At 66.3% G+C, this 14,740-nt stretch carries 13 protein-coding genes; 5 read left to right on the top strand and 8 right to left on the bottom strand.

Annotated features, from left to right (window positions below; all coding sequences use genetic code 11):
• Positions 1–25 precede the first annotated feature (25 nt).
• The 3 genes from atpE to AC5P8F_RS04615 all read right to left on the bottom strand — a co-directional run bounded on the left by atpE (position 26) and on the right by AC5P8F_RS04615 (position 1,602).
• Positions 26–331 (bottom strand): F0F1 ATP synthase subunit C, encoded by a 306-nt coding sequence (atpE, locus tag AC5P8F_RS04625; protein ID WP_005411133.1) that lies wholly within the window; start codon positions 329–331, stop codon positions 26–28.
• Between the two features lie 73 nt (positions 332–404).
• Positions 405–1,205, bottom strand: coding sequence for a F0F1 ATP synthase subunit A (gene atpB / locus AC5P8F_RS04620; protein WP_014038569.1), 801 nt, complete (start codon positions 1,203–1,205; stop codon positions 405–407).
• A gap of 31 nt (positions 1,206–1,236) precedes the next feature.
• Positions 1,237–1,602 carry a hypothetical protein gene (locus tag AC5P8F_RS04615; protein ID WP_014648497.1) on the bottom strand — a complete coding sequence of 122 codons (366 nt, stop codon included), beginning with the start codon at positions 1,600–1,602 and terminating at the stop codon, positions 1,237–1,239.
• Between the two features lie 457 nt (positions 1,603–2,059).
• Here AC5P8F_RS04615 and AC5P8F_RS04610 point away from each other — a divergent pair, with 457 nt between their 5' ends.
• Complete coding sequence (locus tag AC5P8F_RS04610; RefSeq protein ID WP_014648499.1) at positions 2,060–2,878, top strand: hypothetical protein; 819 nt, start codon at positions 2,060–2,062, stop codon at positions 2,876–2,878.
• 759 nt (positions 2,879–3,637) lie between these two features.
• Here the strand turns inward: AC5P8F_RS04610 and lpdA are convergent.
• From lpdA to AC5P8F_RS04595, 3 genes are all read right to left on the bottom strand, one after another.
• The gene (gene lpdA, locus AC5P8F_RS04605; RefSeq protein WP_495227647.1) at positions 3,638–5,440 is read right to left on the bottom strand and encodes a dihydrolipoyl dehydrogenase; all 1,803 of its coding nucleotides are present in this window, start codon (positions 5,438–5,440) and stop codon (positions 3,638–3,640) included.
• Between the two features lie 107 nt (positions 5,441–5,547).
• Positions 5,548–7,260 (bottom strand): dihydrolipoyllysine-residue acetyltransferase, encoded by a 1,713-nt coding sequence (gene aceF, locus AC5P8F_RS04600; RefSeq protein ID WP_075077125.1) that lies wholly within the window; start codon positions 7,258–7,260, stop codon positions 5,548–5,550.
• A gap of 167 nt (positions 7,261–7,427) precedes the next feature.
• Complete coding sequence (locus AC5P8F_RS04595) at positions 7,428–7,943, bottom strand: DNA-deoxyinosine glycosylase (RefSeq protein WP_495227646.1); 516 nt, start codon at positions 7,941–7,943, stop codon at positions 7,428–7,430.
• 186 nt (positions 7,944–8,129) lie between these two features.
• On the opposite strand from AC5P8F_RS04595, the gene AC5P8F_RS04590 reads away from it, so the two are divergent.
• From AC5P8F_RS04590 to glpK, 3 genes are all read left to right on the top strand, one after another.
• Positions 8,130–8,765, top strand: coding sequence for an OmpW/AlkL family protein (locus AC5P8F_RS04590; protein WP_014648503.1), 636 nt, complete (start codon positions 8,130–8,132; stop codon positions 8,763–8,765).
• Between the two features lie 246 nt (positions 8,766–9,011).
• Positions 9,012–10,517: a glycerol-3-phosphate dehydrogenase gene (gene glpD, locus AC5P8F_RS04585; RefSeq protein WP_495227645.1), complete on the top strand. Its 1,506-nt coding sequence runs from the start codon at positions 9,012–9,014 to the stop codon at positions 10,515–10,517.
• A gap of 105 nt (positions 10,518–10,622) precedes the next feature.
• Positions 10,623–12,122 carry a glycerol kinase GlpK gene (glpK, locus tag AC5P8F_RS04580; protein ID WP_495227644.1) on the top strand — a complete coding sequence of 500 codons (1,500 nt, stop codon included), beginning with the start codon at positions 10,623–10,625 and terminating at the stop codon, positions 12,120–12,122.
• Between the two features lie 136 nt (positions 12,123–12,258).
• Here the strand turns inward: glpK and AC5P8F_RS04575 are convergent, their stop codons facing one another.
• On the bottom strand, positions 12,259–13,053 hold the full coding sequence (locus AC5P8F_RS04575) for a MetQ/NlpA family ABC transporter substrate-binding protein (RefSeq protein WP_014648506.1): 795 nt from the start codon (positions 13,051–13,053) through the stop codon (positions 12,259–12,261).
• A 24-nt stretch (positions 13,054–13,077) separates the two neighbouring features.
• Entirely contained in the window at positions 13,078–14,049 is a 972-nt protein-coding gene (locus AC5P8F_RS04570) for a helix-turn-helix transcriptional regulator (RefSeq protein ID WP_014648507.1), read from the bottom strand.
• A gap of 81 nt (positions 14,050–14,130) precedes the next feature.
• Between AC5P8F_RS04570 and AC5P8F_RS04565 the strand changes: the two genes are divergently transcribed.
• Entirely contained in the window at positions 14,131–14,733 is a 603-nt protein-coding gene (locus AC5P8F_RS04565; RefSeq protein WP_495227643.1) for a LolA-like protein, read from the top strand.
• Positions 14,734–14,740: the final 7 nt, after the last annotated feature.

Raw genomic sequence — 14,740 nt, 5'->3', positions numbered from 1 at the left:
CACCCGGTCGTCTCAAACCGCTGTATCAGCCGGCCAGAGCCTTGGTGACGGCGCCAGCAAAGGCAGCCGACAGCGGGTTGGCGAAGGCCAGCAGCAGGCCAACGGCGACCGAGATGATGAACGCGGCGTCGATCAGGCCGGCGGTGATGAACATGCGGACCTGCAGGACCGGGATCAGTTCCGGCTGGCGCGCGGCCGACTCCAGGAACTTACCAGCCATGATGGCCAGACCCAGACCGGCGCCCAGCGCGGCCAGGCCGATCATGATGCCGACGGCAAGGGCGGTGGAGCTCTGAATCTGCGCGAAGTTGGTCAGGACGGCGAAGTACATGGTTATCTCCAGGAACTTAAGTTGCTAAGGGTGATGAAACGGATGAAGGTTGAAACGCGTTGAAGCTTGAAACTCAGTGAGCGTCTTCCGACAGGCTCAGGTACACGATCGACAGCATCATGAAGATGAAGGCCTGCAGCGGGATCACCAGCAGGTGGAACAGCATCCAGCCGAGGCCGAACACACCACCCGCGATGGCGCCGAAGAAACCGGCACCACCCAGCACCCAGATCAGCAGGAACACGATTTCGCCGCCGAACATGTTGCCGAACAGTCGCATCGCCAGCGAGATCGGCTTGCTCAGCCACTCGACGATGTTGAGGATCAGGTTGAACGGCATCATCCACTTGCCGAACGGCGCCGTCAGGAATTCCTTGACGAAGCCGACCAGGCCCTTGGACTTGAGCGCGAAGAACAGCATCAGGAAGAACACGCTGATGGCCATGCCGAGGGTGGCATTGACGTCAGCGGTCGGCACCGGCTTCCAGTAGTGCACGCCCACCCATTCCAGCGGCTTGGCGATGAAATCGGCCGGGATCATCTTCAGCAGATTCATCAACAGGATCCAGAAGAAGATCGTGATGGCGATCGGCGTGACCAGCTTGCTCTTGCCGTGGTAGGTGTCCTTGGCCTGGCGGTCGACGAACTCCAGGCAGATCTCGACGAAGGCCTGCCACTTGCCCGGCACGCCGGCGGTGGCCTTGCGGGTCCCCAGCCAGAACGCGACCACGATCACCAGGCCCATCAGGACGGCGGTGAGGAAGGTATCGACGTGGATATGCCAGAACATACCCTCACCCTTGCCGACCGGTGCGGTCAGGTTGTGCAGGTGATGCTGGATGTAGCTGGTAGGGGTTAGAGCCTCGCCCGCCATGTGTCCGGAACCTTCAGTTAATTGAATTCTGTCAACGCCTGGCCATGGCCAGGACCTGGAACATCAAGCCGACGGCGATACCGGCCAACAGCGCCAATGCAGGCAGCTTGAAGACCAGGAACCCCACCAGCAGGACGCCGAAAACCACGACCCACTTGGCCACGATCGCAATGATCAGGCGAGCCATCGCCGATCCTGCGGCCACCGCACCACCGCCCAGAGCCATCCGTGCCGCAACCCAGCCGCCGGCCGAAATGGCCACACCGGACGCCAGCGCGCCGAGGGCATACTTCGGACCTACCAGCAGGAAGGCCAGGGCCAGGACAGCCACCGCGGCCAGCGGGTAGACCGCGGCGCGCAGCATCAGTCGCCGACCCGCATCAACGGAGTTCAGCACAGGACGTCCCGCGTGGTTGCAAGTGGAGGGCTGAGGCGGCTACAGCAGGGGGGCCTCATCGAGCCGCCAAATTATAGCAATGGGACAATTTGCGAGACAACCGCTGCCTGTTCATCCCTGGAAGCCGCAAGTTGCGGTAACGGTTACATTTTTGCGTGCCACCCGGGGACAATGACGTCCGCGTGATGCTGCACCGCAGTATTGAACTTTGGTCGCAGGCGCGGAACTTTCGCCGGATGCGCCGGTCCGATCTTTCGACCTGCCTGCAGCAACCTCGTCGACGCTCCGCCCCGCAGGTCCCACGATGGCCCCGAAGCCCGGCTCCGGGGCCATCTTTTTGCGTCGTCGCGACAGGGCTGAACCGTGCACACTCCGTGGACCATACGTTCACGGATGGTGGACGGCGGCGTCCGGCACAGTGGTCTTCATTCTGATGAACCACTGCAAGGACTCTTCGATGCGCCCCGTACCCACCCTGCTCGCCCTTTCCCTGCTCGCTGCCGGCGCCTCGTTCGCCAATTCCGCCCACGCCGCCGAAGGCGACGACCGCTTCGCCATCCGTCTGGGTGCGATGAACATCGATTCGGACAACACGCTGCGCGGCAGCACCACCGTGGCCGGCCAGGACATCTCCCTGGACCAGGACTTCAAGCTGGGTGGCAAGGAATGGGAGCCGCGCATCGACGGCATGTTCCGCATCAGCAACCGTCAGCGCCTGCTGTTCAACTACTTCAAGTACGACAAGGACCGTCGCGAGACGCTTGACCAGGGCATTTCCTTCGGCGGTGAGAGCGTGCCGGCCGGCAGCTTCGTGAAGGGCGAGCTGAAGTACCAGGTGGCCAGCCTGGTCTATGACTACTCGGTCGTCGATACCGACACCTTCGACCTGGGCCTGCAGATCGGTGGCGAGTACGCCAAGGTCAGCACCAAGGGCTACGCGGACCTGGGCACGGTGTATGAAGGCCAGTTCCTCAACGAGAAGGCCGATGGCGTGGCACCGGTGGTGGGTGCGCGCATGACCTTCACTCCGTCCGAGCGCTGGATGATCACGCTGCAGGGCCAGTACCTGAACACGCGCTGGGGCAGTTTCGATGACTACAAGGGCGACCTGAGCCGCGCCAATGCGATCGTCGATTACCGCTTCACCAAGAACTTCGGTGTGTTCGCCGGCTACGACTGGTTCAAGCTGGACGTGGACAAGAAGGGCAGCGACGGCACGGTCGGCCTGAAGCAGGAATTCAAGGGCCCGGTGGCCGGTATCAGCTTCGTGTTCTGATCCCCTGCCCCTTCCACGGCATCTTCTCTCCTGGCGCGGCCTCCGGAACATCGGGGCCGCGTTTTTTCTTTGCATCGTCGAGCAGAAAAGCAGGCTGGTCGAGCGCTGGGGGAAGAGGGGCTTGCGTGCGAATGTCCCCCGGCGCCGGCCTACGGCCGTCACCTCCTCCTTTACTTCGCACACAAGCCCCTCTTCCCCCGCGTGTCAGGCATCCAGGCGGGCCAGGCTGTGGCTCTCGACTATCCGCAAGCCGAGCCGCTGCGCGGGTGGCAGGCGTTTGGACAAAGTAAAGGAGGAGGCGACCGCCAAAGGCGGACGACGGGGGACATTTGTCCAGACGCCTGCCACCCGCGCAGCGGCCCAGACCTTCGCGGTGGCAGTTGCCGTAGACGCAGGCGTGGTCGAGCGCTGGGGGAAGAGGGGCTTGCGTGCGAATGTCCCCCGGCGCCGGCCTACGGCCGGCGCCTCCTCCTTTACTTCGCACACAAGCCCCTCTTCCCCCGCGTGTCAGGCATCCAGGCGAGCCAGGCTGTGGCTCTCGACTATCCGCAAGCCGAGCCGCTGCGCGGGTGGCAGGCATTTCGACAAAGTAAAGGAGGAGGCGACCGCCGCAGGCGGACGACGGGGGACATTTGTCGAAATGCCTGCCACCCGTGCAGTGGCCCGGACCCTCGCGATGACAACGCCGAAGACATTCCTGCAGCCAACAAAAAACCCCGGCAGAAACCGGGGCTTTTCGTTCGGAACGGCGCGGACGCCTTACTTCTTCTTCGGCATGTACAGATCGGTGATCGTGCCGTCGTAGATTTCCGAAGCCATCGCCACCGACTCGCTCAGCGTCGGATGCGCATGGATGGTGTGGCCGATGTCTTCCGCTTCCGCCCCCATCTCGATCGCCAGGCCGATCTCGGCCAGCAGGTCGCCGGCATGCACGCCGACGATCGCGCCACCGATGATGCGGTGGGTCTCTTCGTCGAAGATCAGCTTGGTGAAGCCCTCGGTGCGACCGATGCCGATCGCGCGGCCACTGGCGGCCCACGGGAACTTGGCCACGCCGACCTTCAGGCCCTTGGCCTTGGCTTCGGTCTCGGTCACGCCGACCCAGGCGATTTCCGGGTTGGTGTAGGCCACCGACGGAATCACGCGGGCGACCCACTCCTTCTTGTGGCCGGCTGCCACTTCAGCGGCCAGCTTGCCCTCGTGCGTGGCCTTGTGGGCCAGCATCGGGTTGCCGACGATGTCGCCGATGGCAAAGATGTGCGGCACGTTGGTACGCATCTGCCGATCGACCGGGATGAAGCCGCGGTCGGTGACCTGCACGCCGGCCTTCTCGGCATCGATCTTCTTGCCGTTCGGCGAGCGGCCCACGGCCACCAGCACGCGGTCGAAGGTGCCCTGCGCCAGCGCAGGCGCCTGGCCTTCCTCGGCGGCTTCGAAGGTCACGGTGATGCCCTTGGCATCGGCGGTGACGCCCGAGGCCTTGGTCTTCAGGTGCACGTCGATGCCCTGCTTCTTCAGGCGGTCGGCCAGCGGCTTGACCAGGTCCTTGTCGGCGCCGGGCATCAGCTGGTCCATAAACTCGACCACGGTGACCTTGCTGCCCAGCGCGCTGTACACGGTGGCCATTTCCAGGCCGATGATGCCGCCGCCGACGACCAGCAGCGAGCCCGGCACTTCGGCCAGCTCCAGCGCATCGGTGGAATCCATCACGCGCTTGTCGTCCCACGGGAAGTTCGGCAGCTTCACCGCCTGCGAACCGGCGGCGATGATGCATTTCTGGAAGCGCAGCAGCTGGGTGCTGCCATCAGCGGCGGTGATCTCCAGCTCGTTGGCCGAAACAAACTTGCCGACGCCCTGCACGTTGCGGACCTTGCGCTGCTTGGCCATCCCGGCCAGGCCCTTGGTCAGCTGGTTGACGACCTTTTCCTTGTACGCGCGCAGCTTGTCCAGGGTGATGGTCGGCTTGCCGAACTCGACGCCGAAATCACCGGCGTGGGCCACTTCGTCGATCACCGCAGCAGCATGCAGCAGCGCCTTGGACGGGATGCAGCCGACATTGAGGCAGACGCCGCCGAGGCTGGCGTAACGTTCGACAAGCACCGTATCCAGGCCGACGTCGGCGGCGCGGAAGGCCGCGGTGTAGCCGCCCGGGCCGGAGCCCAGCACGACCATCTCGCATTCGATGTCGGCCGGCTTGCCGCTGGACAGCGCCGGCTTCGGCGCAGCCGGTTCAGCCGGGGCGCGGTGCGACGGAGTCACCGGCGGCTTGCTAGCCGGGGCGGCCGGAGCCAGCGCGGCGGCCTTGGCCGGGGCTTCGGCGGCGCCTTCAGTGTCCAGCACCACGACCACGGCGCCTTCGGACAGGGTATCGCCAAGCTTGACCTTGATTTCCTTGACCACACCAGCGGCCGAGGACGGCACTTCCAGGGTGGCCTTGTCCGACTCCAGGGTTACCAGACCCTGGTCCTTCTTCACCGTGTCGCCGACGGCGACCAACACTTCGATCACCGGCACATCGCTGTAATCGCCGATGTCGGGAACCTTGACTTCAATCGTGGCCATGGTGGGTTTTCCTCGTGCCCGCCCGGCGGCGCCGGCGGGCTGTCACTGCATCTGTTCACGCGGCCGCGCCATGGGCTGCGGCCGCACGGTGGGGGCGAAGCGGTGCCTTACAGCAGCACGCGGCGCATGTCGGCCAGTACCTGCGACAGGTACGTGGTGAAGCGTGCGGCCAGTGCGCCGTCGATGACGCGGTGGTCGTAGCTCAGCGACAGCGGCAGCATCAGCTTCGGCGCGAACTCCTTGCCATTCCAGACCGGCTGGATGGAGGACTTGGAGACGCCGAGGATGGCCACTTCCGGTGCGTTGACGATCGGGGTGAACGCGGTGCCGCCGATGCCGCCCAACGAGCTGATCGAGAAGCAGCCGCCGCTCATGTCCGCCGGGCCCAGCTTGCCGTCGCGTGCCTTCTTGGCCAGTTCGCCGGTTTCCTGCGCGATCTGCACCACGCCCTTCTTGTCCACGTCGCGGATGACCGGCACGACCAGGCCGTTCGGCGTGTCGGCGGCGAAACCGATGTGGAAGTACTTCTTCAGGGTCAGGTTTTCACCGCTGGCATCGAGCGAGGCGTTGAATTCCGGGAACTTCTTCAGCGCTGCGGCGCTGGCCTTGATCAGGAAGGCGAGCATGGTCAGCTTGATGCCGGCCTTCTCGTTCTCCTTGTTCAACGCCACGCGCAGGCCTTCCAGGTCGGTGATGTCGGCCTGCTCGAACTGGGTGACGTGCGGGATCATGGCCCAGTTGCGGGCCAGGTTCGCACCGGAGATCTTCTTGATGCGCGACAGCGGCTGGACTTCGGTCTCGCCGAACTTGCTGAAGTCGACCTTCGGCCACGGCAGCAGGTTCAGGCCACCACCAGCGGCGACGGCGCCACCGGCAGCGGCCGGCACGCCACCGCTGAGCGCGGCCTTGACGAACTTCTGTACGTCACCCTTGGTGATGCGGCCACCCTTCTCGGTGCCGTTGATCTGCAGCAGGTCCACGCCCAGCTCGCGGGCGAACACGCGCACCGCCGGGGTGGCGTACGGCACCTTGGCCGGCAACACGCCATCGGCATTGAACTGCACCGGCGGGCTGGACGGGGTACCGGCCGAGGCGATCTCGCGGGCCGCCAGCTTGTCCGGCTGCGCCGGCACAGCGACCGGCTCGACCTTGGTGGCGGTCTCTGCGGCAGCCGGAGCGGCAGCAGCAGCGGCCTTGGTCGGCGCCGGCGCGGCAGCGCCCTCGGCTTCGATGATGGCAACCACGTCGCCTTGCGACAGATTGTCGCCCACCTTGACCTTGATCTCCTTGACCACGCCGGCCACAGACGACGGCACTTCCATGGTGGCCTTGTCGCTTTCCAGCGTGACCAGGCCCTGGTCCTTCTTGACCGTATCGCCCACGGCGACCAGCACTTCGATGACCGGAATGCCGGCGTAGTCGCCGATGTCCGGCACCAGGGCTTCAACCGCACCACCGCTGGCAGCCGGAGCGGCCGGCGCAGCTGCGGCCGGCGCGCTCTGGGTGGCGGCAGCCGGGGCAGCGGCCTTGGCCGGTGCCGGTGCCGGTGCGGCCGGCTTGGCGGCTTCGGCTTCGCCTTCGGCCACTTCGATCAGGGCCACGACCTTGCCTTCGGACAGGCTGTCGCCCACTTTGACCTTGAGCTCCTTGACCACGCCCGCCACCGAGGACGGCACTTCCATGGTCGCCTTGTCGCTTTCCAGCGTCACCAGGCCCTGGTCCTTCTTGACCGTGTCGCCGACGGCGACAAGCACCTCGATTACCGGGATATCGCTGTAGTCACCGATATCGGGGACAAGTGCTTCCTTGATTTCGGCCATGGGGATAACTCCGGCAATCTGGTGTAGGGAAACGTCTATTGTGCGGCCAGCGGGGTCCAGCGCCAACCGTTACAGGTGTTTTCAGTACGCACGCAGCCGGGACAGGCTGTTGCCCATGGGTCGGGTGCGCGACCAGTCGGTAGCGTATTGTCCAGGCGATGTCCGCTTCATGTCGCCCGCGCGTCGGCCACCGGCTGCCAGGCCTGGCGCAGGCGCGGCAACGACCACGCCGCATTGGCAGGGCTGGTCGACGGCAGCGCGACCACCTTCGGCGGGGCCTCCAGCCGCGGCAACACCCAGCGCTGGAATGCCTGCAATGACGCGCCGCCATTGCAGCCGATCAGCGTCAGCTCAGGCAACGTGGCGATCAGTTCCGGCAGTGCATTGGCCACTTCCGTGCCACGCACGATGCCCGCATCCAGGCTGCCGCGCCGCTCGCAGCGCCCGATCACATCCCACAGGCCGATGCCTGCGGCGTTCAACGCCTGCAGCCGTTGCGCATAGGGCAGATCCGCGTCGAAACCGCAGATATCGGCCATCAGCGGCCAGAAGCGGTTGCGAGGATGCGCGTAGTAGCGCTGCTCCTGCAGGGATGCCACGCCTGGCATCGAGCCCAGCAGCAGCACCCTGCAATCGACGTTCACCTGCGCTGGCAGGCCAATGCACAACGTTGCTGTGCTCACATCTTCTCCAACTGCATGAATGTCGGCCAGAGCAGAAAACGCCATGAATACAGGCATTCCGCACCCGTCGCTGAACAAGTAAAACTATTTTTTAACGTGCGTCGGATTCGATTCATGTTGGGGCGACTACGGTGTGCTCGCCCCGCAACCGGGGGCCCAAAACAAGAAACATTAGGAGATACCCCCATGCGCTCCATCCGTATCCTGAGTCTCGCCCTGCTGACCTCCGCCGCCTTCGCGCCGGCCGCTTTCGCCCAGGACAGCAGCACCACCGATACCGCTTCGGGCAAGCATTTTGCCGTTGTTGGCGGCATCTCGCTGCTGGAGCCGAAGAACGACCCGATCACCGGCGTGAAGAAGACCGACGGTGGCCCGGCGCCGACCGTCAGCTTCAGCTACTACATCAACGACAACTGGGCCGTTGAGCTGTGGGGCGCTGCCGACAAGTTCGACAACAAGTTCAAGGGCCCGAACAACGCCCGCCTGGGTTCGGTCGAGCAGCAGCCGGTCGCGCTGAGCGGCCAGTACCACTTCGGCCAGGCTGACAACGTGTTCCGCCCGTTCGTGGGCGTGGGCTACTACCAGTCGAGCTTCAGCAACGAGAAGCTGGGCAACGGCGCTGACACCGACATCCGCTTCAAGGATGCCAAGGGCGTGATCGGCACCGTCGGCGTCGACATGAACATCAACTCCACCTGGTTCGCCCGCGCTGACGCCCGCTACATGCGCGCCCGCCCGGACATCAAGGTCGGCGGCGAGAAGATCGGCGAAGCCAAGATGGATCCGTGGACCGTCGGCTTCGGCATCGGCGCCCGCTTCTGATCCAGGCAGCACCTGCTTCACTGATGCAACGCGACGGGCCCTTCGGGGCCCGTCGTCGTTTCCGTCACCCGCGTTCCGCGTGTAGAGCCGAGCCCATGCTCGGCTGCTTTTTTGTAGAGTCGAGCCAAGCCCCCTATCCCGAGTCGAGCGGCGGGCTCCGCGCGCATTGCGATGCGTTACGTTCAATGGCGCCCACGGTCAAGGGTGGCGCGGCTCGGCTCTACAGACACAGGACGCGGAGACACGATGGACGACGTCGACCTGCTGGTGATCGGTGGCGGCATCAATGGCGCCGGCATCGCCCGTGACGCCAGCGGTCGCGGCCTGCGCGTGCTGCTGTGCGAACAGCATGACCTGGCCGCGCACACCTCCAGCGCCAGCAGCAAGCTGATCCACGGCGGCCTGCGCTACCTGGAGCAGGGCGAGTTCGGGCTGGTGCGCAAGGCGCTGGGTGAACGCGAGGTGGTGCGCCGGCAGGCGCCCCATCTGGTCCATCCGCTGCGCTTCGTCCTGCCGTGGGAACCGCACCTGCGCCCGCGCTGGATGCTGCGCGCGGGGCTGTGGCTGTACGACCATCTGGGCCGGCGCAGCCCCGCCTTCCCCGCGTCACGCGCACTGGAACTGCAACACGATCCGCTCGGCCAGTGGCTCTCCCCGGCGCTGCGGCAGGCCTTCAGCTCCGCCGATGCGCAGGTCGATGACGCGCGGCTGGTACTGCTCAACGCCCTGGATGCCGCGCAGCGGGGCGCACAGGTGCAGGTGCGCAGCCGCTGCATCGACCTGCACCCCGTGCAGGGCCGGTGGCGGGCTGTTCTGGAATCCGCCGATGGCCAGCGGCACCCCGTGAATGCCCGCGCCGTGGTCAATGCGGCGGGCCCGTGGGCCGGGGGCCTGCTGGAACGGATGCAGGCGCGCAGCGGCGACCCTGCGCTGCGTCTGGTGCAGGGCAGCCACATCGTGCTGCGCAGGCCGTGGCCCGATGACAGCGCCTGCCTGCTGCAGCAGCCCGACGGGCGGGTGGTGTTCCTGCTGCCTTTCGCCCACGACCACCTGCTGGTGGGCACCACCGATACCGACTATCGCGGTGACCCGGCGCGCTGCAGCGTGCTGCCTTCCGAGGTGACCTACCTGTGCGAAGCGGCCAATCGCTACCTGCGTGACCCCATCGCCCCGGACGAGGTGGTCTGGGCGTTCGCCGGTGTCCGTCCATTGCTGGCCGACCCGGATCCGCGCGCAGCGCAGCTGAGCCGCGACTACCGCCTGCAGGTGCAGGTGGACCCGGCACCGGCGCTGCATGTACTGGGCGGCAAGCTGACCACCTACCGGGTGCTGGCCGAGGAGGCACTGGACCTGCTGCGCCCTGCCCTGCCACAGATGGGACCGGCCTGGACGGCGCGCGGAGACCCGTTGCCGGGCAGCGACTGGGGCGACGCCGCACAGGCGTGCTCGCGCCTGCTGGCGCTGGCACCGTGGTTGCCCGCAGGTATCGCGCGACGCTGGGCCGGGGCCTATGGCAGTCGCAGCGCGGAACTGCTGCAGGGTGTACACGGCCTGCACGATCTGGGCGAGGACTTCGGCGGTGGCCTGCATGCACGCGAAGTGGACTTCCTGCGCGAACGCGAGTGGGCGTGTGACACCGACGATATCCTGTGGCGCCGGAGCAAGCTGGGGTTGCGCCTGGATGCTGCGCAGGTGGCACGGCTGCAGGCATGGATGGAGGGTCGGATCCCTTTCCCACGGAAAGGGCTCTGACCCCCGTGATGCCACGTGTGCCAACCCAGGTTGGCAGCTACCAGGGCAGCCGCGCGCGACGCGATCGATGCATTAGGATTTCCCCATCGCCATTGGAGACGCTGCATGACGCCCCGCTACGTGCTGGCCATCGACCAGGGCACCACCAGTTCGCGCGCGATCCTGTTCGACCGCGCCGGCGACATCGTCGGCAGCGCGCAGCGCGAGTTCGCGCAGATCTTCCCGCACCCCGGCTGGGTCGAGCATGACCCCCGCGAGATCCTTACCAGCGTCTATGCCACATTGACCGAACTGCTCAGCCGCGGGCAGATCGACCCACGCCATATCGCCGCGCTGGGCATCACCAACCAGCGAGAAACCACCGTGGTCTGGGACCGTGCCACCGGCCAGCCGATCCACAACGCCATCGTCTGGCAATCGCGGCAGAGCCACGCCATCTGCGAGCGGCTGAAATCGGAGGGGCATGAAGCACTGATCCGCGAGCGGACCGGGCTGCTGATCGACGCCTATTTCTCCGCGACCAAGGTGCGCTGGATCCTCGACCACGTGGATGGTGCGCAGCAGCGCGCCGAACGTGGTGAGCTGCTGTTCGGCACCATCGACAGCTGGCTGGTGTGGAACCTCAGCGGTGGCCAGGCACATGTGACTGACTACAGCAATGCGGCACGCACGCTGCTGTTCAACATCCACACGCTGGACTGGGATGACGACCTGCTGGCCCTGCTCGACATTCCGCGCGCGATGCTGCCGCAGGTGCGCGACTCCAGCGCGGTGTACGCACACACCCGGCCGCAGTTCTTCTTCGACCACCCGATCCCCATCGCCGGCATCGCCGGTGACCAGCAGGCGGCGCTGTTCGGCCAGGCTTGTTTCCAGCCGGGCATGGTCAAGAACACCTATGGCACCGGTTGCTTCATGTTGATGCACACCGGCGCGCAGGCGGTGCGGTCGCGCAACGGCCTGCTGACCACCATTGCCTGGGGCCTGGACGGGCGCGTGGAGTACGCGCTGGAGGGTTCGATCTTCATCGCCGGCTCGGTGGTGCAGTGGCTGCGCGATGGACTACGCATGATCGAACGCGCCAGCGACAGCCAGGCGCTGGCTGCGCAGGTGCCCGACAGTGGCGGCGCCTACCTGGTGCCGGCGTTCGTCGGCCTCGGCGCGCCCTATTGGCGCAGTGATGTGCGCGGTGCGATGTTCGGCCTGACCCGTGGCACCCGCAAGGCGCACTTCGTGCGCGCCGCGCTGGAAGCGATGGCCTACCAGACCCGCGATGTACTCGATGCGATGCAGTCCGATGCGGGTATCGCGCTGACCGAGCTGCGCGCTGATGGCGGTGCGATCGGCAACGACTTCCTGGCCGGTTTCCAGGCCGACATTCTCGGTGTGCCGCTGCTGCGGCCGCGACTGACCGAGACCACCGCGCTGGGTGCGGCCTACCTGGCCGGCCTGGCAGTGGGGTTCTGGAACAGCCGCGAACAGATCGCCGCGCAATGGGGCCTGGACCGGCGCTTCGAGCCACGGATGGAGGTGGCCCGGCGCGAGAAACTGTATGCGGGATGGCAGCAGGCGGTGGCCGCGACCCTCGCCTTCCACGTCGATTGAAACGGCAATGCCCTGCCCTGCTGCGGCACGTGGAGTGACACTGTAGAGCCGAGCCATGCTCGGCTGCCGCTGGCGGGATACCGCAAAAAGCAGAGCCGAGCATAGGCTCGGCTCTACAGGCGAATGGGCGCTGGCGTCAGAACGCCGGCAGCACCGCGCCCTTGTACTTGGTCTCGATGAACGCCTTCACCTGCGGGCTGGTCAGGGCCTTGGCCAGCTTCTGCACGCGGGCGTCGTCCTTGTTGTCCGGGCGCGCGACCAGGAAATTCACGTACGGCGAGTCCTTGCTCTCGATCGCCAGCGCATCCTGGGTCGGGTTGAGGCCTGCGTCCAGCGCGTAGTTGGTATTGATCAGGGCCAGGTCGACCTGGTCCAGCACGCGCGGCAGCATCGCCGAGTCGAGCTCGCGGAACTTCAGGTTCTTCGGATTGGCGATGATGTCGCGCTGGGTCGCCAGTGCGTTGGTCGGGTCCTTCAGCTCGATCACGCCGGCCTTGTGCAGCAGGATCAGCGCGCGGCTGTTGTTGCTCGGGTCGTTCGGGATCACCACGTCGGCGCCTTCGCGCAGCTCGGCCAGCGACTTGACCTTGCGCGAGTACGCACCGAACGGCTCGATGTGCACGCCGATCACCTTCACCAGGTCGGTCTTGCGGTCGCGGTTGTAGGCATCCAGGTAGGGCTCGGTCTGGAAGTAGTTCGCATCCACCTGCTTCTGCACCAGCTGGTCGTTGGGCTGCACGTAGTCATTGAACACCCGCACGTCCAGGTCCACGCCTTCCTGCTTGAGGATCGGCTTGACCACCTCGAGGATCTCGGCATGCGGCACGGCCGTGGCGGCCACCACCAGCTTCTGCGAGGGCTCGCCGGACTTGCCGCAGGCGGTCAGGGCCAGCGCAGCGGCGAGCAGGGGCAGCAACAGGGTCTTTTTCATGGGGGATTGAATTCTCGGGGAGTGTCAGGAGTTTTCGTAGTTGCTCAGGGCCAGCTCAAGCAAAGCCTTGGCCTGCTCGCGCAGCATCATGGGCTCGACGATCTCGGCATCCGAGCCGTAATGCAGCACATCCATCAGCAGCTCGCGCGAGACGCTGTACGGCACCTTCAGCTCATAGCGGCCGTCGGCCAGGAAGCGGCCCTGCTGCTTGGAATGCCAGTGCTCGTCGGCCACCCAGCGCGCGGCCTTGGCGCTGAACAGGATGGTCGCCCAGCCCTTCGGCGCGCCAGAGAAGATGCCGTAGCTGGCGCCGAGCTGCTCGTCCAGCTCGCTGTCGGCGACATCGCGCGCGGTGCTGTCGACCACCCGCGCCTTGTGGATGCGGTCGACCGCGAAACTGCGCAGGGCGTCGCGGTCATGGTCCCAGGCATCCAGGTACCAGTTGTCGCGATAGTGAGTCAGGCGCTGCGGCGAGACGGTGCGCTTGGTCGGCTCGTCGGTGGAACGGGCACGGTACTCGAACGCCAGCTGGCGGCGCTCCAGCACGGCCGATGCGACGCTGCGGAAGCTGCCTTCGTCAAACTTGCGGCCACGGTGCGGAATCACCCGCACGCGGTCGACCGGCCAGCTGGACACGCCGGCCTGGGCCGCCAGCAGGCTCTCGATGCGTTGCTGCAGCGGTGCCAGCACCGACGACAGCACACCACCGCCGGTCCGCGCCAGCAGGTGCTGCGAGGCCAGCAGGGCATGCAGCTCCTCCGAGCTGAGCCACAGGCCGGGCAGCTCGAAACGGTCGCTCTCGTCAGCCTGGTAGCGGAAGCCCGCCTCGCCGTCGCCCTCGATCGGTGCCATCAGCGCATCGCGCAGGAAGGCCAGGTCGCGGTAGACGGTGGCGCGGGAACAACCGAGCTTGTCCTGCAGGGTCGCCACCGTCACCGGATAGCGCGCGGACTTGAGCAGACGATGCAGGGCGGTGATGCGTTCGTATCGGTCCATACCCCCGATTATGTCCGAGTCGCGGGTCTTGTGTGGGACGTTTGGGCTATCGTGGTCGCCCCCACCCCCATGGAATGCCCGATGCGCCGGTTGCCTGCCCTGTCCCTGCTGGCCTGCCTGCTGCTGGCCGCCTGTGATCGCGCGCCGGCGCCGGCCGGCGCCGAGCCCCCGGTACCCGTCGCCGATCCGACGCAGGCGGTGCTGGGCGCCAGCCAGCGTTTCGCGGCCCTGCGCAGCTTCCACGCCGAACTGGAGGTGCTGGGCGCGCCGCAGCCGGTACGCAGCGCCATGGACTTCGTCGCGCCCGATCGTTTCCGGGTGGAGACGCCGGCGGGGCCGCAGACCATCATCGGCGACACCATGTTCCTGCAGGCCGACGGCGCGATCCGCCAGGTGCCGACCCCGCCTGGCCTGCTTGAGCAGTGGCGCAACCCGCTGCCCGCCGATGCCCTGCCCGCCGAACTGAAGGCCGAAGATCTCGGCAGCCAGTCGCTGGACGGGGTGCAGACCCGGCATTACCGGCTGCGCGGCACCCAGTCCGGGGAACGCCTGGAATACTGGGTGGATGCCCAGGGCCTGCCACGCCAGATCGTGCGCAGCGGCAGCAGCAATGGCCGCAGCTTCCAGCTGCGCCTGCGCTATTCGCGCTTCAACGACCCTGAGGTGCGCGTCGATCTGCCCTGAATAGGCG

This window comes from Stenotrophomonas sp. YJH_SMC_69 (genome assembly GCF_059370495.1).
Note: the sequence above shows the minus strand (reverse complement) of the source record. Positions and strands in the feature narration are given on the sequence as shown.

Coding starts and splice junctions, on each gene's coding strand:
- atpE (WP_005411133.1), bottom strand. CDS start 331: ATGTACTTCGCCGTCCTGACCAACTTCGCGCAGATTCAGAGCTCCACC.
- atpB (WP_014038569.1), bottom strand. CDS start 1,205: ATGGCGGGCGAGGCTCTAACCCCTACCAGCTACATCCAGCATCACCTG.
- AC5P8F_RS04610 (WP_014648499.1), top strand. CDS start 2,060: ATGCGCCCCGTACCCACCCTGCTCGCCCTTTCCCTGCTCGCTGCCGGC.
- lpdA (WP_495227647.1), bottom strand. CDS start 5,440: ATGGCCACGATTGAAGTCAAGGTTCCCGACATCGGCGATTACAGCGAT.
- aceF (WP_075077125.1), bottom strand. CDS start 7,260: ATGGCCGAAATCAAGGAAGCACTTGTCCCCGATATCGGTGACTACAGC.
- AC5P8F_RS04590 (WP_014648503.1), top strand. CDS start 8,130: ATGCGCTCCATCCGTATCCTGAGTCTCGCCCTGCTGACCTCCGCCGCC.
- glpD (WP_495227645.1), top strand. CDS start 9,012: ATGGACGACGTCGACCTGCTGGTGATCGGTGGCGGCATCAATGGCGCC.
- glpK (WP_495227644.1), top strand. CDS start 10,623: ATGACGCCCCGCTACGTGCTGGCCATCGACCAGGGCACCACCAGTTCG.
- AC5P8F_RS04575 (WP_014648506.1), bottom strand. CDS start 13,053: ATGAAAAAGACCCTGTTGCTGCCCCTGCTCGCCGCTGCGCTGGCCCTG.
- AC5P8F_RS04570 (WP_014648507.1), bottom strand. CDS start 14,049: ATGGACCGATACGAACGCATCACCGCCCTGCATCGTCTGCTCAAGTCC.
- AC5P8F_RS04565 (WP_495227643.1), top strand. CDS start 14,131: ATGCGCCGGTTGCCTGCCCTGTCCCTGCTGGCCTGCCTGCTGCTGGCC.